This is a genomic window from Desulfosporosinus hippei DSM 8344, from assembly GCF_900100785.1.
GTDB lineage: Bacteria > Bacillota > Desulfitobacteriia > Desulfitobacteriales > Desulfitobacteriaceae > Desulfosporosinus > Desulfosporosinus hippei.
Genome location: NZ_FNCP01000011.1, coordinates 98,557 through 122,578, shown reverse-complemented (window position 1 = coordinate 122,578; position 24,022 = coordinate 98,557). Strand labels below are relative to the sequence as shown.

The window sequence follows — 24,022 nt, the reverse complement described above, 5'->3', positions numbered from 1 at the left end:
TGAAATTGAGAGACCTCCTAAAACTCACTGGAATTTGTTGTTCTTGGAAAAGAGATCACATCACGAATATTAGCGATACCCGTCAAATACATGATAACCCGTTCAAAGCCCAGACCATATCCGGCATGGGTTACTCCCCCGTAGCGCCGTAGATCCAGGTACCACCAATAATCCTCGGCCTTTAGCCCTGCTTCTTGCATACGATCTTGCAAAACCTCGATTCGCTCTTCCCGTTGACTCCCGCCAATGATTTCGCCCACACCGGGGACGAGCAGATCCATGGCTGCCACCGTCTTATTGTCCTCATTTAAGCGCATATAAAAGGCCTTAATACCTTTGGGATAGTCCGTGACGAAAACAGGTTTTTTAAAGATCTTTTCAGTAAGATACCTCTCATGTTCTGTCTGAAGATCCATTCCCCAGCTCACGGGATATTCAAATTTAAAATCTTCTTTCTCCAACATTTCTACTGCCTCAGTGTAGGTCACATGGGCAAATTCTGAGCTGAGGATGTTTTCCAAGCGTTCAAACAAGGTCTTATCCACAAAATTATTGAAAAAAGCCATTTCCTCGGGAGCATTATCCAAGGCATATTGGATTAAATATTTCATCATTTCTTCAGCTAAATTCATGTTATCCGTCAGATCTGCGAAGGCGATCTCCGGTTCAATCATCCAAAACTCCGCAGCATGTCTGGCCGTGTTGGAATTTTCGGCGCGAAAGGTGGGCCCGAAAGTATAAACATTTCGGAAGGCCATGCAATAGGTCTCTACATTAAGCTGGCCACTTACCGTCAGGCTCGTAAGCCGACCAAAAAAGTCTTTGGAAAAGTCAACATTCCCCTCACTATCCTTAGGCGGATTAGCCAGATCCAGAGCCGTTACCTTAAACATTTCACCGGCTCCTTCCGCATCACTGCCGGTGATAATCGGGGTATGTACATAGACAAAGCCTTTTTCCTGAAAGAACTTGTGAATCGCATAGGCAATCATTGACCTTAAACGAAAGACGGCCGCAAAGGTATTAGTTCTGGGGCGCAAATGAGCAATCGTCCGCAGATACTCAAAAGTATGCCGCTTTTTTTGGAGAGGGTAATCTGCCGCAGACACAGAAAGAATTTCGATGTTTGCTGCTTTCAACTCAAAGGGTTGCTTTGCTCCCGGTGAGGGAACCAGTTCTCCTTGAACACGAATTGCCGAGCTGATTGTGAGCTTGCCTATCTCCTGAAAGTTGGCAAGACTTTCTTCAAAAACCACTTGAAGGTTCTCAAAAAAACTCCCGTCATTTATCTCAATAAAGCCAAATGTTTTGGACGTACGCACTGTGCGAACCCATCCAGATAATTCTACTTTCTGATTGAGAAAAGGATTCGGCTCTCTGTAAATCTCCTTAACCGTTGTCGCTTGCATAGATTACCTCCTGAAGCCATTAATAATCTGAGATTTCCTGATTTATAATTATACCTGATTAAAATCCTAACTTCAAATTACGAACCTCTTACTTTGGGCCTTCAGTTCCTCCATCAATCTCCCTAACTCTCTGACACTGGCCCCAATGGTACCAATCGTTGCACTCATTTCTTCCGTTGAAGCGGCCATTTCCTCGGAAGCTGCCGCATCTTCTTGACACAGACCCGCAATTTCAGAAACTGAAGAATTGATTGTCTGCCCTAACCGGATAACTTGCTGAACTTCTAAATCCATTTCGCCAAGTAAGAGACCGACATTTTGTGTCCCCTGAGATATCTCCTCAAATTGCCCTAAAGCGCTCTCACCGATACTTTCCTGTTCCTTGATCAAATAGACCGCTTCTTCTGAGGCTTCCGCGGAGTGCTCTACATTTAAGGTCACTTGATCAATTAACTTTGCTATCTGAGCGGCACTTTTCCTTGACCCTTCAGCTAATAAGCGGACTTCTTCAGCGACCACTGCAAACCCTCGCCCCGCTTCCCCGGCTCGTGCCGCTTCGATAGCCGCATTAAGAGCAAGCAAATTCGTTTGGTCGGAAATCTCAGTGATGATTTGGGTAATACCGCGGATTTCTCCCGTTTGTTCTCTGAGAATTTGACTTCCGGTTTGAATTTTAGCCACTTTATGAGAAAAGGTTCTCATTTTGTCAGCCAGATTATTAATTATTTCTTCTCCACTCATTGTCCGCTCACGAACCTCAGAAGTGCTGTTAGCTATGAACTTCATATGCTGTGCTAAGCGTTGAACACTGGAATTGATGCCCTCAGATTGGCTACTCATCTCACTGGTACGAACAGCAATAGTTTGAGCAGCCCTCGCAACCTGGCCAACACTTTTAGCCAACTCATCTGTCCCTTGAGAAGTTAATTCGACAGCCTCAGAAATCTCTTCCGTCGAATGTTCTACCAGGCTTACAGCATGATTAATCGAAGAACATACTTCTTTGGTATTTTCCAGCATCTTTTTCATAGCTATGGCCAAGGCTTCTAATTCTCCATACCAATTTGTTTTAATCTCAATTATCAAATTGCCCGTGGCCAGGGTCCTAGCATCATCGGTTAACTGCAGTAAGGGTTTGGTGAGAGTTAAGGAGACCAAATATCCTGCACAGATTCCCAGGGCTAGAACGATCAGGCCAATCGTCAAAACCGAACCCTTGAGTGCGCTTAGGTCTTTTACCACTGCCTCCCGGGAAACGACAGTCTTAATATACCCTTTTACATCCCCCCGGTAGTCATGGAAAGGGATAAGGGAAACATTAAAGCGTTTATCTGCACTCACAGAAAAGCGGGCTTCGCCGTCCCTCAGGGCCATTATGGTACTCTCAGGTATTGTAAAATTATCTTCACCGGTACCGGCCAGTAATCCCCCATTCTCTTTGACATTTTTGATCATGGAGGTCGAAGGATCAAGGAGATAGATAAAATACTCCCCTGCGTTCTTCTTTTGCAAAGCTTTTAAAAAGTCTTGCCCGAAATCCATGCCATATTCCACAGTACCTACCCATTGTTCTTGATACTTGACCGGAACAACAACTCGAAATCCGTATCCTTCCACCCCTTCTTCAAGTCCTTCTACAATCTTATGTTCACTATTGGCCGCCACTACCGTAGGCCGAATTTTGGCAAGCTCATCGCCAAATTTTTGGGGTGAATGGGCACGATAGAATGAAGTTGCCGGGGCAAGGTGAAACTGAAGTTGACTAAACCCCTCTTTTTTGATCTCATCAAACACGGGTTGAACAAGACGGGCGACAGTAGCTCGGTCTCCTTCTGCTAAGGCCTTGGCTACATCAGGGTTCATTGTCATGGATAGGACCGATGATTTTGCCCGAGCCATACGATCCGCAAATTCATCGTTGATTCCTTGCTCTACAAGTTTTTGAGTTTGCAGCTCACTGGTTTTGAGCAGCTTCTCGGCATTCCAAAGGCTTGCTCCAGATAAGGCTGCTACGATAAAAATAATTACCATTCCTGCGACGAGAGTAATACGTGTTTTTATGGACATAGAACCTTTGACCCGTTTTGACATATAAATCCTCCCAGCTGCTAGCTTTATCTAAATAAGTACAGTACAATATCTTCCAGCTGTAAAACAACAACGCCTAGAAATAATTAACCTCGAAGAGAAATATATCTTCTCTTCGAGGTTTACATTTCATTATTGTTCAATAGGTCTAAACTACTAAAGCACCCCTTTCCATAGACTTACAATTTGCTTTAAATTTAAACATTAAACTCAATATTTTCCTCCTATTTTATACTACAGATCTTAAAAGATATGATATTTGACTGACACTTTTTATGTCAGCTTTATGACCGGAGGATTTAAGCGAGTAACCCGTTCCATTATCAACAGCTTAATAGCTCTAATAGTTTTTCCTCAGTCAAATTCTCTTCCGAATAAAGGGGAATATTATGTTCTTCCAATAAGGCTGCTGTCACACCCTGGCCGGGAATTATTACATGTCCGAAGCTGCCATCATATATATGATTCACTCCACAAGAGGGGCTGCGCTCTTTAAGTATTGCGGCAGTAACCTTAAACAGCTCCGTGATCTTCAATACTTCATTGGCCCCTTTGATAAATTGTCCGGTCACCATTTCTCCTGACTCTCCTTGAATAAGGCTGGCCCCCCTCAGGACATCCCGCCCTGTGCCATTAATAATCTCCACAGGCTCACGGGGAGTTGGCAAACCACCAAGTTGTTCCGGGCAAACCGGGATAAACCGGCCTAAGGTGCTGTATTTCTGAATCAGAGCATGGAGATTTGACTCTCCATTATACTTCGTATTCAGCCCCAGTAAACAAGCGCTCACCAGAATCATAGGTACATCCATCTCCTTCACTGTTGAATCTCATATCTCTAAGCTCACTGCTCTACATCAATCCCCGCCATCTTTATCAGATACATAGCATTGCGGGTCGTGGAAATTCCCGGGCGCAGTTTATAATCAAAATATATCTCATCATCCTTATAATACTCACGAAAATGATAGTTACGGATTTTCCGCTCACTTTCCCGTTCCATATCTCCCAGCTCCAAGTCGTGAGTGGAGACCATGCCCATGGCCCCGGCTTTACTCAACTGTTGAATTAACACCTTAGCCCCGGCGTGACGATCTTGGGAATTGGTTCCTTTGAAAATCTCATCTAATAGAAAGAAGATGTTTGTCTGGGTCTTCGCTGCACTGACGATCTGTTTAATTCTTAACAATTCGGCGTAGAACGATGAGATGCTCTTTCCTAAATTATCACTGACCCGCATGCAGGTATACATTTGCAACACCGAACAGGAAAAGGCCTGGGCACAGACAGGTGCTCCGGCATAAGCCAAGACTAAATTGATTCCTACCGTTCTCAGCAAGGTACTTTTACCGGACATATTGGAGCCGGTGATTAACAAAATTCCGGAATCTTTTTGAATTGCAAGGTCATTACAAATCGAACCACTTAAAAGCGGGTGTCCTATTCTTTTAGCGTTAATACCCGGCTCAGAGGAGATCTTGGGCACTCCCCATTCCGGATGATCAAAATGAATGATCGCCAGACTTGACATAGCCTCTAATTCAGCAATCGTATCTAACCAGGATCCCAAGGAGCGACCTGATTTTTCTTTCCAGGATTCTAAGGCGATCATACACTGGATATCCCAAAGGGTTAGAATATTAACGATTAAAAAAACCGCATTCTCCCGGTTAGCTATTAAGTCTGCGATACCTGAGAGTTTTCTAATCTGTTCATAAGCCGGCTTACTGTCAGAATCATAGAGGCCTTTCTTCAGACCCTTGAGATAATCAGCTTGAAAGGAGCGTTTTTCGAAACGTTCCAGCATTTTCTCATAAGTCTTAATACTTTCTTTATAAGAATAAACCGCATTCAGGGCCTTGCCTCGCTGCTTTCCGGCAAAGAGTATCAGGGACTGAACTATGATACCTGCCAGTGGGTAATGGAATGTGACCTGGGGAGTTATTAAATACAACAGCACAAAGCTGATTGTGATGATTGGTAAAGCCCGAGCCCATATTAACACACTGGTTCTCAGATATGAGGAATCGACATTTTTAGCCCATTCAATAATACCCTGAGGGGATTTCATCGGACCTTTAGCCATTTTCGCCTCTGCCAGAAACCTTTGTCTCCAAGTCAAATTACCGGCAAGCTCTTTAATCGCCTCTTGCTTAGTTAAAATAGTTTCTACATCTGAGGGGACTGCGCTCAAGGACTCTCGGAGCCTTTCCCGCCCTCGAAAAGTCAGCGCTGTATTTATCCATTGAAAAAGCGAGTTTGAGCCAAAAAGGTCTAGGTCTTCTGAAAACGGATGGCTCGGATCCCGAAAATCTTCTCCGGAATCTGGAAAGGAGTTCCATTCTCCTGCCAAACGTTTTAAGGACTGCTCATAGTTTTCAAAGAGCATCCGGATATACCGTTGTCGTATTCTTAAGCTCTGGTGCCATAGAACCAGCCCAATAAAAACCACCAGGGTGAAAAGACCCACTATGTACCCTAGGGTCTGACTATAGCTTAGATAAAGAAATACACTTAAAGCCAGGCCCACTAAAGAAAACCCTAGTCTTAGATTACTTAAGCGGTTAATCAACTGAGTCAAATTCTCCAATTTATCTCCATAGAATTTCCTTCGTCGTTGGTATTGTTCCTTTGGCCCTCTCAAACAGCTTCCCTCCACCTCTAAAGTACTGGTTAATTTTGGTTCAGATATTAATATACCTTATTCGGCTTGGCAATGCCAAACCCCTTCCTTCAGATTAGTTGTTTTTGGGAATATCAGGCATAAGCCCTTTTGAGGCAGGCGGCTTCGTCCATAAAAATAGGGTCGCTTGGGTCAGGCGGCTTCGCCCACATCCGTGCAAGACCAGTTAATTCGTGCGAAGACAGTGTCTTCGTCACTCACATTCCGAGGCTGGCCTACTCGCTGGCGCAGGGCTATCTTCAGCGGATAAGTATTCTTTGGCGATTGCCGCTTCAGCGAAAATGTCCACCGGACACTTTCGTGCCAAACCTCTGGGTAATACCTGATGTGAACCCGTGGCTCCGCTTCCCCACCCAAGCTTGTAGGCTTTACCGCCTCTCCATGCAATGGGTTCACTCCTGTGGATCGAAGCCGCCCTGTCTTTCGGGTCTATTATTCTAAAGAGTGTTTTAGGTGTTTTTCTGAGTAGCTCTCCATGCCTCTACCACGACACCAGCAGATGGTAAGAACCACCAAGCACGCTAAAGATTCCGCGAAGCCTTACCTAAGAATCCCCAAAGTTCTGCTTACACTCCCAACAGTCTGACTGGAGGAGCGCTTTTCTGCAAAGCGGCTGCGTCAGTGGAGCCGCGCTAAGGCAAGGGCCGACGGTTCGCGTCCCCGTAGCGCGCCGCAGGTTCACATGCAGAAATACCCGGAGGTTCGGACGCGCTCGCGAACCGTCCAGCGAGCCAGTGGCGGAACTCGCAGACACGTGCAGAACGAAGACACCGTCTTCGCACGGGTTACACAGCCAACAAGCGCTCCCCCCAGAGCCAGACAGAACAGAGTAGTTATCCGCTGGAGTTTGTAGTAAGATAATTAATTAGATCAGAGGATATATTGGTGACATAATTGATACTTTTTGGGAGGCGCTATAACGATGACACAAAACAAACCCGGTATTACTGTTTCAGAGCAGGAAAGTCTTCGAATTAATAATTTATCAACTGCACTACTGGCACTTGACTCACTGGCTATCTACAGAGGATTATTGGAGGATGTAGTGATAAGTCGGCTTAGAGCCTTACTTATCAGCTTAACTCCAGATTCTATAGATCTGAGAGAAGTTATTAACTTATATAACGATTTCTACTTTGAATTAGCCAAAAGCGGGACTATATCCCTAAAGGAATATATTACTGATAAAATAATCTTTGCTGAGAATCTATTCACCTCAAAACTTCAAGCAGGGCAGACTCCGGAAACCTCTGCGATCGAACAAGCAGTCGTACAGGATTTACAGGAGCTGCAGCTTCTGGCAAATCTTGAATCAAAAGAGCTTAAAGCAGAAATTAATCAGCGTTTAAATAATCCCGCCTATAATTCTTACGTCGAGAAACTGCCAGAATGGATATCTGAGGATCAGGCTGCCCAAACTCCTCTTCATATTCAGCAAATCAAGGAGAGTTTTTACCGTTCTAAACACTGGGCTGACTGTCTGGAGGAGCTTAAACAATTCTACCAACACAATGGCAGTGGGGTCTTCGCCCGTTATATCGCCTTTGTCTGGGAAAAAACTAATGGACAAGGCTATCTAAAAGGAATAGAAAGTCCGGATCCAATTACGTTAAACGATTTGATTGATTACCAAAACGAGCGTTCTCGTGTGATTGAGAACACCCTGCAATTTTTGCAGGGTGTCCCATCTAACAATGTTCTCCTTTATGGGGATAGAGGTACCGGAAAATCTTCCACAGTCAAGGCCATACTCAATCATTATCATACCCAAGGGCTGCGCATGGTGGAGGTTCCTAAGGCCTACCTGGCAGATTTTCCACTGATTATTCGACAGCTGAAGAATAGATCTCAAAAGTTCATTATCTTTATTGACGACTTAGTCTTTGGGGATAACGAGGAAAACTACACTTCTCTCAAAGCAGTGCTGGAGGGCGGTCTGGAAAGCAAAACCCCCAACATTCTAATCTATGCCACCTCCAATCGCAGGCATCTGGTTAAGGAGTATTTTAGCGAACGGGCTGGCTTACATTCAGGTAATCCTAATGAAGAAGTCCATGCCGGAGATAGCATGCAGGAAAAGCTTTCCCTGGCCGATCGTTTTGGGATAAACGTCGTCTTCTCTTCCCCCGATCAAAACCGTTATCTCAAAATCGTTGAAGGGATTGCCGCCAACAGAAACCTAAACATTGACAAGGAACGCTTACAGAAAGAAGCTCTTCAGTGGGCACTATGGTATAACGGCCGTTCGGCAAGAACGGCAAGACAATTCGTAGATTGGATTGCGGGACGGGAGACTCTCCAAAATTAATATTCATAAATCAGTACTCAAAAGAACGCAAGCAGGACGAATCCTGATTGCGTTCTTCTTCCTTATGTACAGTCCTTAAGGCAGCATTACCAGTCTGAAATAATTCAATGCAAATAATATCCATTCCCTCTTACACTTACTTTTTCGATCCTCTCAGACTGTTTATGGTTTAATACCTAGGATCACTAACGAAAGCGTTTCTCCAGGCCCAACAAATCCTCGACCCGTTCATTCATATACTTATAGGAATCTGTAATCCCTATATTATAAATGTAGGGACCAATGTTATTAAGAATATAATCAAGCAGAAGTTCGGCACCTAAATTGCCAAGTTCCTCATCTCTTTCCTTGGAGAAATAGCGCTTAAGATCCTCAACAAGTTGTTCTCTGATATCTTTTTTTAGTTCGATCTCCATTTTCTTCATAATAAAAAACACTCCATTTCAATAATCAAGGCCATTTTGTTTTGAAATTCCGATACACTCACTTCTATAAGTGGGTGTTCATTATTCTGCTTCGCTGGTGGGAGAGTCCCCACCGCAGTCGCGTTGTTCAACTTGTAAAATGCATAAAAACCTTAAAATTGGATGATAATGTAAACATCTCGGAAAGGAGGTATATCAATGGACGATTACTTTGATAACCTTGACAGTACTGAAATCAATTTGAAATACTTCACGGAACAACATGGGCAAATTTATGATGCCTATGAGAAATACGGTCAATTAATCCATAAAGATGGCGGCCCATTAGATGAAAAAACCTGCTGGCTGATCAAAGTAGCACTTTCCACGGAGTGTCAGTACCCCAGAGCTCTGCGAACACACATTTTAAAAGCAATACGCAGCGGCTGTACTAAAGAGGAAATTGAACACGCCATTCTCCTAGTGGCTCCCAGTGCCGGTTTCCCCAGGACAATGCAAGGAATTCTGATTCTAAGAAACTTATTAAACGAAGTTGAGGGGCATTCGGTTCACTAGTTCATTTTAATTATAACAACAGGATTATCCATTCAGAAATATGTATTAAGATCTAATACTTAAACATAGCCCTCTGCCTTTAAGGAAAGAGGGCTTAATTATTTTTGCTCCCGTTTGTATTACCCACATATTTCCTTTAACCTTTTCTTTACCTATACCTTATTGTAATTAAATGATATACTATATTCTTAAGCAAAGACAAATTTATTAAAAAGGAACGATTAATAATGATTAGTACCAGTGGGTTGACGTTAAGATTCGGTAAACGGGCATTATTTGAAGATGTTAACGTAAAATTCCTTCCCGGAAACTGTTATGGCTTGATTGGAGCTAATGGTGCCGGAAAATCTACTTTCTTGAAGATTCTTTCCGGAGAAATAGATTCTACCAGCGGTGAAGTTATAATAACACCTGGGGAACGTATTGGAGTTTTAAAGCAAGATCACTTTGAATTTGAAGAATTTGATGTACTAACAACAGTTATTATGGGACATACAAAATTATATCAGATCATGGAAGAGAAAGATGCCCTCTATGCCAAACCTGATTTTTCTGAAGAAGACGGGATACGGGCTTCCATTTTGGAAGGGGATTTCGCAGAACTGAATGGTTGGCAAGCAGAGTCTGAAGCCTCGGAATTATTAATGGGTTTAGGAATTAATAAAGAACTGCAAAGCAGTAAAATGAAGGAACTTAGTGGTAACGAAAAGGTTCGCGTTTTACTGGCCCAAGCTCTTTTTGGCAATCCTAACATTCTGTTGCTCGATGAGCCTACCAACCATCTCGACCTTCAATCCATTAACTGGTTAGAAAACTTCCTCTATAATTACGAGAACACCGTCATCGTTGTCTCTCACGACCGGCATTTCTTAAACAAAGTATGTACCCATATTGCTGACATTGATTTCGGTAAAATTCAACTTTATGTTGGAAACTATGATTTTTGGTATGAATCCAGCCAATTAGCTCTGAGATTAATGCGAGAATCCAACAAGAAGAAAGAAGATAAAATTGAGGAACTGCAGAGGTTTATTCAGCGCTTCAGTTCAAACGCCTCTAAAGCCAAGCAAGCAACCTCCCGTAAAAAGCAACTTGACAAGTTAACATTAGATGATATCAAACCATCCTCACGTAAATATCCATACATTGCTTTCACCCCGGACAGAGAAGCCGGCAATAATATTTTAGATGTCAAGAATTTAACAGTTACTATTGACGGAGAAAAAATACTCGACAACATCTCCTTCCTTGTCAACAAGGGAGACAAGATTGCCTTTGTCGGCCCCAATGGTGTCGCTAAAACCACCTTGTTCAAGGTTCTTATGGGTGAGATCACACCTGACAGTGGGGAATTCAGCTGGGGAATTACCACAACCCAAGCTTATCTGCCATTGGATAACTCATCATATTTTGAAACAGATCTTAACTTAGTGGATTGGTTAAGACAATTCTCCAAAGATCCTGATGAATCTTTTGTCCGTGGGTTCCTGGGCAGAATGCTGTTTTCCGGAGATGAATCTTTGAAAAAGGCTAGTGTCTTATCTGGAGGAGAAAAAGTCCGCTGTATGCTCTCACGCATGATGCTCAGCGGTTCAAACGTTCTCATCTTTGATGAACCAACTAACCATTTAGACATGGAATCCATCACGGCCCTCAACAATTCATTGACTAACATTGACAGCAATATTTTATTCGTATCCCAAGATCATCAGTTTGTCCAAACTATTGCCACTCGCATCATTGAAATAACTCCAAAAGGATTGATTGATCGTCAATTAACCTTCGATGAGTATCTGGAAAATACGGATGTTCAAGCTATGCGCGAGGAAATGTACAGCTAGTTTCTAAAAAATTTTTAGAAAAATATTGTGATTTTGAATTTATTATTTGACTTCTGCTCAATTTTTGGTATACTAAACAAAGCTCGTAAAAACTAGTGGATTTAAGCAAACCTTCTCCTATTACCTAAGTTTCCGGGAAGAAGTTGGTGAACTTGCCATGAAGCGCGGGTAATAATTATTTGGAGGTTTTTTTATTATGTTTAATGACAAAGTATTGAATTGCAAAGACTGTGGACGGGATTTCGAATTCACTGCATCAGAACAAGAGTTTTATGCAGAAAAAGGATTCACTAACGAACCAGGACGTTGCCCTGAGTGCCGTGCAGCTAAAAAAGCTCAGAACAGAAACAATGGCGGTGGCGGCGGTTATGGTCGTCAACAACGTGAAATGTTCCCAGCTATCTGCGCAACTTGCGGAAAAGAAACAACTGTTCCTTTCCAACCATCAGGTGACAAACCAGTTTATTGCCGCGATTGCTACCAACCACGTACACGCAGCAATTGGTAATCACACCAATTAGTTAATTTAAACCTTCTCAGACTTTCGTCTGGGAAGGTTTTTTAATTTATGTAAATATGAACAATGTAAAACTTAGGTTTGTAGACATTTTGCATTTGATATTTAACTTCATTAGTCGTCTTCGTCAAATCATAAAGAGAGGGAAAACTAAATTAGTAACACAGCCTTTAAAACTTAAACTGAGCTGACATTTCATATTTCAATAGATAACTGGGGGTATCGTACTTACCTAACGTTGTTACGATACCCCCATTAACTTTACTTAGCTAATAGGCTATTTGATTGACTACTGTATAATCACTGGACAGTAGCTGACGTTGAAGAGTCAGTAGTAGAGCTGGAATCAGGCGCTTTCTTTCCGCCCCACATCCGTCCGTCATGATTTCCACGCTTCCCCATCATTCCCATTTCACCCGGTACAAATGTGCCATTTTTCAAAGCTTCTTTTTGTACCTCCAGTTGAGCTTGGGCAGCATCACTCCAAGTCTTGATCTGTTCCTCTGTCAATTTGCCGTTGGTTTTCATGGCCTCAATTTGAGCAGTTAAACGAGCTTGAGCAGCTTCACTCCAGGCCGCAAGTTCTTCGTCAGTCATAGGTTCCCCATTTTTGAAATTCATGATTTTATCACGCATTTCAAGATGTTTGCCCCCCATACCTGGACCAAAAACTTTACCTTCTGCTAAGGCATTGTCACTTGCTTCTTGTCGTTTGTCAATGAATTCCTTCATGGTCTCTGCCTGTTCAGCAGTCCTAAGCCCAGCTTCCACTTCTTTGTCGACAATTTGCTTCTGGATTCCAAACATTTGCTGAGTTAAGCTCTTAATTTCATCGAGCTTAGCTGAATCCGTTGCTCCAAAAGCTGCCGTGGCCCCTCCTGCTAACAATACAGCACTTAGAACTCCGACAACAAGTTTCTTTTTCATACAATTCCTCCTTCATAATAGGTTCCGATCTTAAGTATGTAACTCCAGAATCGGTACACTCTTATGATATCCACTCAATATGGAAAATTTGTGAATTGAATTTTAAGAAGTTGTGTGCTTGGAGTAAAGATAATGTAGTCACATGGGATAATTAATTACTAGCCTATCTTAGTATAGTTTAGCGATGACTAATATCATAACGCCTTAGTTTTTCATAGAGCCAGGAGCGGGAAATTCCTAAGAGTCTGGCCACCTCAGATTTATTGCCTTTCATTTTAAGCAGAGCTTGTTCCAAGGTTTCCTTATCCAAATGTTCGTGGACACTCTCTAAGTTCCATTCCTTCTTTAAGGGAAAAGCATCTTCTTGTGTTTCTTCCCTTAAGTAAAAGGGCAGATCAGTTAATTCCAACAGCGCACCGGAGGCAAAATTCACTGCCCGTTCAATCACATTTTTTAATTCACGGACATTCCCTGGCCAACGATGATTAACAAGAGTTTTTTGCACCTCGGGAGTAACCCCTGTGATTTGTTTGCCAAAATCTTGATTGAGCTTTTCTAAAAATACATGTACAAGAGGAATTATATCTTCGGGGCGATCACGAATCGGGATGAGTCGAAAGGAAATTACATTCAGACGGTAGTAAAGATCGCTACGAAATTCACCACTCGCAACCTTCTGCAGAAGGTCCTTGTTGGTCGCTGTAATAATTCTTATATCAACTTTCACAGCTTCGTTACTCCCAATAGGCTCAAAGCTGCGATCCTCGAGCACCCTTAGGAGCTTGCTCTGAAGATTTAGAGACATATCTCCGATCTCATCCAAAAAGAGTGTCCCACCGTTAGCAGTTGCAAACTTTCCCAACTTACCTCCCTTTTGAGCCCCTGTAAATGCTCCGTTAGCATACCCGAAGAATTCAGACTCCAAAAGATTCTCTGGAACTGCCGCGCAATTCACCTTAACATAGGGGCCATTTCGATAAGGGCTGGCCTGGTGGATAGCTTCCGCAAAAAGTTCCTTACCTGTGCCACTTTCTCCCGTCAGTAAAATCGTAGAGTTTCCTCGAGCAGCAATTTGAGCCTCATTCTTCAATCGGCGCAGGTCTTGACTAACTGTCACGATCTGATTGAAGGTAACCGGCAGCCTTGTCGACCCTACCTGTTCTTTATAGAAATTTAGCTCCTGATCCATTTGAGCTAACCTCTGCGCAACATCCTTAACTTCCTCCAGCTTTTGAAAAATTATTTTCCCCACTGCTCCGATGATCTTTCCTTGACGCACAATCGGCATACGGGAAACTATGTAAGGCCGGCCATTTATAACTTGAATTTCATTAGTCTCCGCCATGCCTGTTTTTAAGGTTCTCATTAATCGAGTGTTCTCCATCACCTGTTCAATAGGCTGTTGCAGGAGCTCCTTTTCTCTCTTGCCAAAAAACTGGCAGGCTGCTTCATTAACTAAAGTAATTTCACCCTGGTCATCCACAACAAATATTGCTTCATAAGCAATGTTTGTGACTGTCAGCAGTGTCTCATACAAACGCTTCGTAGCATCCAGTTCCAGAGCAACTTGGTCAAAATCCGTCAGAGCTTGGAATACGATGACTGCTCCTGCCAGCTCCCCTATAGGACTAATATTACATAATACCTTAACCTGATTCATTTCCGTTTGAACTCCTACGAGATGTTGCGACTTTAGAATTACATCCCTCAGATCTAAGCCCGGAAAGGCATTGGTTAATTTAAGTCCCTGGATAGGCTCCTCAAGTTTAAGTATCTTCTCTCCCGAGGGGTTTATCTGTTGAATACAGTTATGTCGATCTACGACAATAATTCCGTTAGGCATAGCTTGATAGACTGTGTTCAGCTTGGTGGCAAGCTTTTCTGCTTCTTTAAATAAGGCCAGGATCATGTCTACCTTCGTAAAAATCCCCAGTGCTTTCCCCGCTTTGTCCACGACCACACCAGTTCCCACCAAGGTTTGTTTCGCCCGTTGTTCAACCTCTTGGTAGGGAGCGTCAACTCCAACTGTCACAACTTGAGTGTTAAAGTGTCCTTCAATCAGTTCCGAGGTGTCCACCCCGGCTAAGAAGGCATCTAATACATTTGCTTTAGTAAAGATCCCAATCAGAAGACCGGCTTCATCGACTACCGGTAGAGCATCAAGCTTAGTCCAGCGCAAAAGTTCTACGCCTTGCCTTAGAGTATCTTTCAGATGAAGACTCGGCACATCTCTGGTCATCATATCGCGCATCAACATTAAGCTCACCTCTCGCCAAAAAATTCTTATAACAAATTACTGCAGATGTCCTGAACCTTCTAATATCTCCGTAGTATTCGCGCTAGGCAAGGCTTATTCCTTCATTTTCAGAACATTCATTCTTCACGCGCCAATAGCTTGATCACATCTTTGATACTTCAAAACTTATACTTATCCCCCGTACGAAATCCGCGTTTCGCTGGAGGAACCCCAATAAGGTTAGTCTTCCAACCTAATAACTATATGGAATAGCAGCAACCTAGATGTCTAAGTTGCTGCTATTTTGAAACTAGCATTTTGCTAAGAATTTATAATCTTCAAAACCCAAGCTTAGAAATGCCTCTATTATCTTTTATCACCAAGACTCATAAAGCTACTTGTTAAACCCTTCTATTTAGGCTGCATGCGTATAGCTCCGTCCAGACGAATCGTCGTCCCATTGAGCATAGGATTCTCCAGGATACTTCTCACCAGGAGTGCATATTCTTCCGGATAGCCTAATCTAGAGGGGAAGGGGATCATGGAACCCAGGGACTTTCGAGCATCCTCGGGCAAAGAATCAAACATGGGAGTTTCAAAAAGACCCGGAGCAATGGTCAGCACGCGAATACCATGAGCAGCCATTTCTCGGGCTATGGGCAAGGTCATCCCTACAATTCCTCCCTTCGAAGCACTGTAAGCCGCCTGCCCGATTTGCCCTTCATAGGCAGCAACGGAAGCCGTGCAGATCATTACACCCCTCTCTCCCCCAGCGTTAGGTTCATTGCCGACCATCAGGGCCGCAGCCAGCCGTATGACGTTAAAGCTTCCTATCAAATTTACCTGCAGGGTTTTAGAGAAGCTCTCTAAAGTATGAGTCCCCCTCTTACTGATGACCTTTTCCGCAGTTGCGATGCCTGCACAATTTACCACGACATTTAGATAGCCAAACATCTCAACAGTCTTAGCCAAGGCCATTTCCACACTCTCAGGATTGCTGACATCCATTTTCTGAAATAGCGCATTGCCGCCCAATTCAGAGGCCAACTTTTCTCCTCGTTCTACCGCCAGGTCGAGAATCATAGCCTTGCCTCCATCATTGACGACTCGTCGAACAGTTGCTTCACCCAGACCGGAAGCACCTCCCGTGACAAAGGCCACAACTTGTTTCAGATTCATAAATAACTCACCGCCCTCAATACTTTATCAACAGTTCAATCCAATCGCTCGATAATTGTGGCATTGGCCATACCATGTCCTTCACACATGACCTGTAGCCCATAGCGTCCGCCTGTTCGTTCCAGTTCGTGGATCAGGGTGGTCATAAGGCGTGCTCCGCTGGCTCCCAGTGGATGACCTAGGGCAATAGCTCCTCCATTGGGATTAAGTTTCTGCGGATCAGCTCCCGTGTCTTTCAGCCAAGCTAAAGGAATTGCAGCAAATGCCTCATTCACCTCAAAGATATCAATGTCCGAGAGGCTGAGACCGGCTTTGGCCAGTATCTTTGCTGTAGCCGGAATGGGCCCTGTAAGCATTAGAGTCGGATCGGATCCTACCACACTTCTGGCCAGAATCCTGAAACGAGGCTTTAGGCCTAACGCCAAAGCTTTTTCACGAGACATAACAAGTACTGCTGCTGCTCCATCTGAAATCTGACTGGCATTACCGGCGGTAACTTGCCCATTTTCTAAAAAAGGAGATTTTAAACCGGCGAGTTTCTCTAAGCTTGTATCCCGTCTGGGACCCTCATCTGTGTTAAAGATCTTCTGGCTGCCATCGGGTAAAAGCACATTGATAGGCATTATCTCCCGTTCAAACCGGCCTGCCTCTTGGGCCTTGACTGCCTTGCTATGGCTTTCTAAAGAAAATTCATCCATTTGTTGGCGGCTAATCCCCCATTTTTGGGCAATTCGTTCCGTAGAGAGGCCTTGATTAATAATCTCATAGCGCGAGGTAAGCTCTGGGGATAAATCCGTCCCTTTGACATTAGAGCCCATAGGAACTCGCGACATATTTTCCACACCTGCTGCCACCACAATGTCCATATCTCCCGCTAAAATTGCTTGAGCAGCAAAATGCACTGACTGTTGACTGGAACCACACTGACGGTCAATTGTCACCCCTGGTACATGTAAGGGATAATCAGCAATCAAGGCTGCCTGCCTTCCGATACAAAAACCTTGCTCCCCAACTTGAGTAACACAGCCCATAACCACATCCTCGACTAAAGCCGAATCCACTCCTGCCCGCTTCACAACTTCTCTCAACACCATACCTGCCAAATCTTCCGAACGAAGGCTGCTCAATAATCCCTTTCTTCGACCTATGGGGGTTCTCACCGCTTCAATGATCACTGCTTCTCTCACTGTTTTTCACACCCTTCTTATTCACTGTGTCCTCTCGTCCCTCTTCTTTCAGGGGGAGGAAACATCTTAGACGTAATATATTCGAATTTTCTGTTAATCACTCACCGAACATTGCAATTACTGTGCCACTCAAGATCTGAGCCCCTATTTCAAGAGAACGACTAACTCCATCAGCTTGCCCCTTGTCCTTTGCCAATCCGCAGTTGTCCTGAATGACGGACAGTTGACAACACACTGCACACCTTTCCGGAGAATTAATCATTCAGAAATCAGGAAAATAGCGCTTAGGTATACTGGCATTGAAATTGCAATATTCCGAAAATAAAAGGAGGTCAATTCAAGTGGATTTTGAACTATCTGAAGAGCAACAAGCCTTTCAAAGCCTTGCTTACAAATTTGCCCTGAAAGAATTTCCACCCTTCGCCCAAGAATGTGATCGCGAGGAAAAATACCCTCGAGAAGTCTGGCAAAAGGCCTGTGAAGCCGGGCTGGTGGGAATTGCTATTCCTGAGGAATATGGCGGCCCCGGAGGAGGCTGGATTGAAACAGCATTAATCACAGAACAACTATCTCGGATAGATTTAGGCCTTGGCCTAGCCGCGGTTGCAGCAACTTTCGGAGCAGAAAACATTATAAATTATGGCAGTGAGGAGCAGAAGAAGACCTATCTCCCCTTACTTCCTGCCGGGAAGGCAATTTTTGCCGGGGCCTACACCGAGCCAAACGCCGGGAGCGATGTGGCAGGAACCTCAACCCGAGCTGTTAAGGATGGTTCAGACTATATCATTAATGGCAGCAAAACCTTTATTACCAACGGAACAATTTGTGACTATATGGTGGCACTATGCGTCACAAACCCTGATTCACCGAAAAAAACCCAGCGTCACAGCTTAATAATTGTTGATGCTAACAGCCCGGGGATTACTCGGATGAAAATCCACGGCAAGATGGGGATTCGCGCCTCAGATACTGCTGAGATCACCTTTGAAGATGTCCGAGTCCCTCAAGCCAACCTTGTCGGTAAAGAAGGCAATGGCTTTTACCAACTAATGCACTTCTTTGATCAGACTCGCATCATGGTTGCCTCTCAAGGGCTCGGTTTAGCTCAAGGGGCCTTAGATTTAGCCTTAAAATATGTTCAAGAACGCAAGACCTTTGGTGTCCCTCTGGCTGCCAACCAGGCAATTCAGTTCCAACTGGCCGAGATGGCAACCCGGATCGAATTAGCCCGGAACATAATTTATAAGGCTGCTTGGAAGGCGGATAATGGGCAGCTGGATCCTGCCCTTAATGCCATGGCCAAATTCTATTCCGGGGAAACCGCAGTCTGGGTTACTGACAAAGCTTTACAAATGCATGGCGGCTATGGTTATATCGACGAATATGATATTCAACGTTTTTATCGAGACGCTAAGATATTAGAAATTTATGAAGGTGCCAAAGAGATCGAGAAAATTACCATTGCCAAACGGTTATTTTAAGACTTCATTCTGGTCTGGAAGCAAAAGAACCCCTGTGAAAAATTAAAGTGAGGCTATTGGAATATTTAAAAACCAATAGCCTCACTTAATATACTCAATTAACCTAGAGTTCGAGCTTTCCTGATCTTCAAACTGGTAGCTAACTTGCAAATTATTCTGACCTAAGAGTTAGGGAACATACTTAAAATCTATCGATGCTATGAACTTTGTCAAGTCCTTTGACAAATCACATATCCTATCACTATCTAAGAAATTACCATACTTATCAAACAAAATTTTGATGATCGGCCTGCTGGGGTAGTTCTTTTGAACTTTAATTACCGTGCCGACCTCTCCGGTGTTTAAAGTGACTATTGAACCTTCCGGATAAAGTACTAAACATTGCAGAAAGCTTTTAACGATATTTTCATTAAATTCTTCACCCGAACCGGCAATGATTAATTCTAAGGCATAATAAGGTGGCAGCCCTTTTCTATAGGGGCGATCACTAATCAGAGCATCAAAGACATCTGAAACAGCAACTACTTGCGCGCTAAGAGTAATCGCCTGCTGACTTACTCCATCAGGATAACCATGGCCATTCCAACGCTCATGGTGGTGTCTAATAATTGAGAGCACCTCAGCGGATAAATCCGCCTCTTTAAGCATCTCCTCACCGATAAGGGGATGCTTCTTTATGATCTCTAATTCCTTAGACGTCAATTCTGAGGGCTTATTCAGAATCTCAGGAGGTATTGATCCTTTTCCTATATCATGCAACAACGCACCTAGAGTTAAATCTCTTAGGGTTTGTCCGGCAAAACCAATTTGCATCCCTATAAGTGTGGCTAAAATTGCAACGTTCACGGAGTGGATGTAGGTATCGTCATCAAACTGACGAAACTTATTTAGATCTATGTATACTTGATCGGCTCCTTCCAGCTCATGGATAATCTTATCCACAGCAGATAAGGTCTTATACAAATGATCGACACTAAAAAGACACATATCCTCAAAAACTTCTCTTACGTTACCCACGATATCTTGGTATTCAGATTCATCAAATTTGTAGGTTTTATTACACCCTTGAGATTTATTCAGCTTATATTTTAAGGTGTAGAGCTTGCGTTTCCGGAGAAGTTCTAGAATATTCGCTGTGATAGGCTTGCCTTTAGATAACAAAAGTATTCCTTGTTGATCAAACAAATCAAGTGAAGAAAGTTCTCCAACTTGGAATATTGCCGTCGATAAAGGTTCCAAATAAGTTATCAAAACCACAATTCCTCCTAAAAACAAAAAAAGCTGACATAATTCAGCGAAACTTCTTATCTATTCGATAACCCGGCTGTCTTCACACACGTGTAAGACCCGTGGCTTTGCGTCCTCAGTTCTCACTGAGTTTGCCATTATCGCAGAATTACGATATTAATGTTACCTAAGTACTATGCACATAGGTCTTTGTACCTAATATATCATACAACATATACAAATTATATACTTATTTCTTAAAACTTCCCTCATTTTACCTTCAATAACCCAATTTCTTCATAAATATTCTTTATTATATTGAATATAAAATTTTAATTTTTCAGGGTATAAAGTGTGTAAAATTAACTATGCCGCTGCTAGTTAATTTTACACAGTCTACCGTATCTGCCACTGAATCAGCTAAAGCTCCTTTCTCAACCTGGGATCCAGAAAGTCTCTTAAGCTGTCCCCTATGAAATTCGTCCCAACAGCCATTGTCAGAATCGCTAAGCCAGGAAAAGTCCCAATCCACCAATAATTAAAATTCAATACCCCATCGGCCACCATAGCCCCCCATTCCGGAGTGGGCGGAGGAGAACCTAACCCTAAAAAGCTCAAACCCGAAAAAAGAAGAATTGCATTACCAAAATCCAGGGTAGCTAAGACTAAGACCGGGCCCACGCTATTGGGCAGAATCTCATTAAAAAATATTCTAAAATGGGAGGCACCCAGTGATTTGGCCGCTTCCACATATTCATTCTCTTTGTTGGCAATAACCATACTGCGCATTACTCGAGCATAGTTAGGCCACCAAATGATCGCCATTGCCAACAGAGTATTATACAGGCTGGGGCCTAAGGCAGCAGCGATAGTCATAGCTAAAATAATACCGGGAAAGGCCATGACCATTTCTGAGATTCTCATCATGATTTCATCAGTTAGTCCACCAATATAGCCGGCAATACCGCCATAGATCATTCCAACAAAGGACGCCAGGATAATCGTCGCCAGTCCGGCAATCAGAGAGATGCGGCTGCCCATCAATACACGACTAAAAACATCTCGTCCGATGCTGTCCGTTCCAAACCAATGAAGACTGCTGGGGGCTTGAAAGCGATGGGCCAGATCTTGGGCCAAATAGCTATAAGGGGTAATCAAGGGTGCCACCAGAGCAATTACAATCCACAAAGAACATACAATTATCCCTATCGAAAACAGAAAGTTGTTTTTCATAATTCGCAGCAGCATATTAATGATACCTCACTCTGGGGTCAAGAATTCCATAAAGAATGTCCACGAGCAAATTAATCACAACATAGTTAATGGAAATCAAGATTGATACCCCGATGATAGCAGGAAAATCCAAATTTCCTGCTGCCTTATAGGCATATTGCCCGATACCAGGCCAGGCAAATATCGTTTCTACTAACACCATACCACCCAGAAGGTTGCCAAACCCTATACCTATGACAGTAACAACGGGAATTAAGGCATTTCCTAATGCATGACGCATTATGATCATTTTTTCCGTCAGACCTTTTGCCCTAGCCGTACGTATAAAATCTAAGGACATAACTTCCAGCAGACTGGAACGAGTTGTACGGGTGATCAAGCCCATAGTAAAAGAACCCAAGACCAATCCGGGTAAAAGCAAATGCCATAAAGCATCCCTGGCCAAACTCCAATTTCCCGCCAAAAGAGCGTCAATAACGTAAAGGTTTGTCACTTCAACGGGTGGCTTCAGATAAGGGCTTATTCGCCCGGGGCCCGGAGCTATTCCAAAATGTACATAAAACAGCAGTAAGAACATAAGTCCCAACCAAAAGCTGGGCACAGATACTCCTAAAACAGAAATACCCCTAATCAGTTGATCCATTGCGCTGTTGCGCTTAATGGCCGAAATAATTCCAAACAGCATGCCGAAAATAATGGCAATAATAATTGAGAAAATCGCTAATTCAATAGTGGCGGGAAAATAGTCTTGTAAATCATCCAGTACCGGCCGCTGAGTTCTGATAGAGGTACCTAAATCACCCTGAACCAAATTACCGACATAGATAAAATATTGAGTGTACAAGGGTTTATCCATCCCCCACTTGGCTTTAAAAGCCTCTACCATTTCAGGGTTATCAATATTTCTCTGACTTAAATTGGCCAAAACAGGGTCACTGGGCACTGAGTGAGAAATGACAAAGACAACTAGCGAAACTCCTATGACCAGGAAAACTAAGAAAAACAATCTTCTTGCAATATACTTGAGAAGTCCCAACGATATTCACCCCCTCAGGCCTGTTCAATCAAACTAACTTTTAGGGAAGGCAGATGCTGATATGCATCTGCCCCCGAGTTTACTACTTTGCGGAAACATTTTTTAAGTTTATTTTGTAGAGATCAATATAGTCCGTTCCTTTAATGTTATCACGGGTTGCGTAATGACGCGCATGCTGGAGCAAGACATTAAAGGCACTATCTTCGTCCATCATTTTCTGGATTTCTTCAAGGTTCTTGACTCGGGCAGCTTTATCTACCTCTACCGCAGCTTTCTTACCCAATTCTACTAATTGCGGATTCATTGCAGCTGTCCAATTAGCACGCAGGCCCACTGGATTCCCGGGTAAAAACGCTAATTGGGTGTTCGGATCCGGATAGTCAGGACCCCAATACCACAGGGACAGAGCCTGGGTACCTTTACGATAGGGATCGAGAGCCACCATAATATCAGAGGTTTTAATTTCTGTTTCAATACCTATTTGCAGCAAATCGTTCTGGATCTTTTGAGCCAAGGTTGGTAAATCCATACCCTCAACAGCCAAAGTAGCTACTTCCAAGGTAGTCTTAAATCCTTTTTCATAACCGGCTTTTTTCATTAACTCTTTCGCCTTCTCGATATCTTGAGCAGTTTTGGGATCTCGTGGAGGCAGAGTTCCTAGAAATCCGACTTGGAAGGGCGCTACAGGTGTAATCGAACCCTCACCGGCTATTGTCTGCATACCTTGATAGTCTAAAGCCAAGCGAATTGCCTTTTGTACATCCGGGTTAGCAATCGGGCCGCCAATTTTAGGATCCCGGTTCATCAATAAGAAGGTTAGGGTCATTGACTGGGCTTTCTTAATTTCAATCCCCGGCTTATCTTGGATTTGCTTTACATGTTCAGGTCCTAAATTAAAGGCAATATCGATATCCCCTTTTTCCAGCATCATCAATTGGGTTCCGGGATCAGAAATTGCTTTTAAAACAACCTTATCGTAATAGGGAGCTTCTCCCCAATAATTCTTATTCCGAGCTAAGACCACTTCCACTTTAGGAGTATAAGATTCAATCACGTAAGGACCTGATCCGGCAGAGTGGGTATCAAACCACAGTTTGGCCTTATCAGAGGTGCTGGCGTCTGCGGCATTGGTTGCCCCATTCTCCATGGCCAATTTGCTGTCAATAACTCCAAAGGCATTATAGGTCAATTTAGTTAAGAAGGATGCGTCTTGCTCCTTCAGGTTAAAAACAACGGTGTCCGGATCCGGAGTCTCGATGGATTTGATTCCATCTGTTAAAAAGGCCCCATTTCCCTTTAGGTTAATCGATCTCTCCACGCTCCACTTAACATCTTGAGCAGAAAGAGGATTGCCGCTGGCAAACTTTACTCCCTTATGAAGCTTAAAGGTATAGGTTAGACCATCCTTGCTGACCTCATGGCTTTCCGCAATACCATCAATAGGGGCATCCAGATTATCCTCAAACTGCATCAAGGTATCATAAACGGGATGCAGGACTAGTAAAGCGTATACCTCGTAGGCCAGACCCGGATCAAAGGTTTCATAATCTGGATCCAGGGCCATTATCAACTGTTTGGCACCATCCGAGCCTTCAGGCTTAGTTGCAGCATCCTTACTGACGCCACATCCTACAACAAAAAGCAACACACAGGTCAGTAGAGCGACCAAAACTCTAAGGTTCTTTCTCAC

20 protein-coding genes and 1 riboswitch are annotated in these 24,022 nt (G+C 43.4%); of the genes, 5 read left to right on the top strand and 15 right to left on the bottom strand.

Annotated features, from left to right (window positions below):
• Positions 1-17: 17 nt before the first annotated feature.
• The 5 genes from asnS to BLS16_RS11325 form a co-directional block, all read right to left on the bottom strand.
• A complete protein-coding gene (gene asnS, locus BLS16_RS11345; protein ID WP_092333282.1) occupies positions 18-1,409 on the bottom strand; it encodes an asparagine--tRNA ligase in 1,392 nt (463 codons plus the stop codon).
• 72 nt (positions 1,410-1,481) lie between these two features.
• Positions 1,482-3,500, bottom strand: a complete 2,019-nt coding sequence (locus BLS16_RS11340; RefSeq protein ID WP_092333280.1) for a methyl-accepting chemotaxis protein — start codon at positions 3,498-3,500, stop codon at positions 1,482-1,484.
• A gap of 320 nt (positions 3,501-3,820) precedes the next feature.
• Positions 3,821-4,297 (bottom strand): 2-thiouracil desulfurase family protein, encoded by a 477-nt coding sequence (locus BLS16_RS11335; RefSeq protein ID WP_092333278.1) that lies wholly within the window; start codon positions 4,295-4,297, stop codon positions 3,821-3,823.
• A 44-nt stretch (positions 4,298-4,341) separates the two neighbouring features.
• Complete coding sequence (locus BLS16_RS11330; protein WP_092333276.1) at positions 4,342-6,141, bottom strand: MutS family DNA mismatch repair protein; 1,800 nt, start codon at positions 6,139-6,141, stop codon at positions 4,342-4,344.
• Positions 6,142-6,312: 171 nt separating this feature from the next.
• Entirely contained in the window at positions 6,313-6,567 is a 255-nt protein-coding gene (locus tag BLS16_RS11325) for a hypothetical protein (RefSeq protein ID WP_092333274.1), read from the bottom strand.
• Between the two features lie 535 nt (positions 6,568-7,102).
• On the opposite strand from BLS16_RS11325, the gene BLS16_RS11320 reads away from it, so the two are divergent.
• On the top strand, positions 7,103-8,488 hold the full coding sequence (locus BLS16_RS11320) for an ATP-binding protein (RefSeq protein ID WP_092333272.1): 1,386 nt from the start codon (positions 7,103-7,105) through the stop codon (positions 8,486-8,488).
• 185 nt (positions 8,489-8,673) lie between these two features.
• Here BLS16_RS11320 and BLS16_RS11315 read toward each other — a convergent pair whose 3' ends face one another.
• Positions 8,674-8,913, bottom strand: a complete 240-nt coding sequence (locus tag BLS16_RS11315; protein WP_092333270.1) for a DUF2164 domain-containing protein — start codon at positions 8,911-8,913, stop codon at positions 8,674-8,676.
• A gap of 198 nt (positions 8,914-9,111) precedes the next feature.
• Between BLS16_RS11315 and BLS16_RS11310 the strand changes: the two genes are divergently transcribed.
• From BLS16_RS11310 to BLS16_RS11300, 3 genes are all read left to right on the top strand, one after another.
• Entirely contained in the window at positions 9,112-9,468 is a 357-nt protein-coding gene (locus BLS16_RS11310; protein ID WP_014903857.1) for a carboxymuconolactone decarboxylase family protein, read from the top strand.
• A gap of 227 nt (positions 9,469-9,695) precedes the next feature.
• Positions 9,696-11,309: an ABC-F family ATP-binding cassette domain-containing protein gene (locus BLS16_RS11305; RefSeq protein ID WP_092333268.1), complete on the top strand. Its 1,614-nt coding sequence runs from the start codon at positions 9,696-9,698 to the stop codon at positions 11,307-11,309.
• Positions 11,310-11,505: 196 nt separating this feature from the next.
• Entirely contained in the window at positions 11,506-11,817 is a 312-nt protein-coding gene (locus BLS16_RS11300; RefSeq protein WP_081963007.1) for a zinc-ribbon domain containing protein, read from the top strand.
• A 309-nt stretch (positions 11,818-12,126) separates the two neighbouring features.
• Here the strand turns inward: BLS16_RS11300 and BLS16_RS11295 are convergent, their stop codons facing one another.
• From BLS16_RS11295 to BLS16_RS23590, 5 genes are all read right to left on the bottom strand, one after another.
• Complete coding sequence (locus tag BLS16_RS11295; RefSeq protein WP_092333266.1) at positions 12,127-12,753, bottom strand: DUF2680 domain-containing protein; 627 nt, start codon at positions 12,751-12,753, stop codon at positions 12,127-12,129.
• Between the two features lie 178 nt (positions 12,754-12,931).
• A complete protein-coding gene (locus tag BLS16_RS11290) occupies positions 12,932-15,010 on the bottom strand; it encodes a sigma-54-dependent Fis family transcriptional regulator (RefSeq protein ID WP_092333264.1) in 2,079 nt (692 codons plus the stop codon).
• Positions 15,011-15,400: 390 nt separating this feature from the next.
• Entirely contained in the window at positions 15,401-16,168 is a 768-nt protein-coding gene (locus BLS16_RS11285) for a 3-hydroxyacyl-CoA dehydrogenase (protein ID WP_092333262.1), read from the bottom strand.
• Between the two features lie 35 nt (positions 16,169-16,203).
• A complete protein-coding gene (locus tag BLS16_RS11280) occupies positions 16,204-17,355 on the bottom strand; it encodes a thiolase family protein (protein WP_092333260.1) in 1,152 nt (383 codons plus the stop codon).
• Positions 17,356-17,452: 97 nt separating this feature from the next.
• A complete protein-coding gene (locus tag BLS16_RS23590; protein ID WP_176786133.1) occupies positions 17,453-17,617 on the bottom strand; it encodes a hypothetical protein in 165 nt (54 codons plus the stop codon).
• A 79-nt stretch (positions 17,618-17,696) separates the two neighbouring features.
• Here BLS16_RS23590 and BLS16_RS11275 point away from each other — a divergent pair, with 79 nt between their 5' ends.
• Entirely contained in the window at positions 17,697-18,836 is a 1,140-nt protein-coding gene (locus BLS16_RS11275) for an acyl-CoA dehydrogenase family protein (RefSeq protein WP_092333258.1), read from the top strand.
• A gap of 168 nt (positions 18,837-19,004) precedes the next feature.
• On the opposite strand, the gene BLS16_RS11270 is transcribed toward BLS16_RS11275, so the two are convergent.
• From BLS16_RS11270 to BLS16_RS11255, 4 genes are all read right to left on the bottom strand, one after another.
• Entirely contained in the window at positions 19,005-20,093 is a 1,089-nt protein-coding gene (locus BLS16_RS11270; protein ID WP_092333256.1) for an HD-GYP domain-containing protein, read from the bottom strand.
• Between the two features lie 54 nt (positions 20,094-20,147).
• Positions 20,148-20,230: riboswitch (cyclic di-GMP riboswitch) on the bottom strand.
• Between the two features lie 253 nt (positions 20,231-20,483).
• Positions 20,484-21,296: an ABC transporter permease gene (locus BLS16_RS11265; RefSeq protein ID WP_242876264.1), complete on the bottom strand. Its 813-nt coding sequence runs from the start codon at positions 21,294-21,296 to the stop codon at positions 20,484-20,486.
• A 16-nt stretch (positions 21,297-21,312) separates the two neighbouring features.
• Positions 21,313-22,332: an ABC transporter permease gene (locus BLS16_RS11260; RefSeq protein ID WP_092333252.1), complete on the bottom strand. Its 1,020-nt coding sequence runs from the start codon at positions 22,330-22,332 to the stop codon at positions 21,313-21,315.
• Positions 22,333-22,414: 82 nt separating this feature from the next.
• On the bottom strand, positions 22,415-24,022 hold the full coding sequence (locus BLS16_RS11255; protein ID WP_092333250.1) for an ABC transporter substrate-binding protein: 1,608 nt from the start codon (positions 24,020-24,022) through the stop codon (positions 22,415-22,417).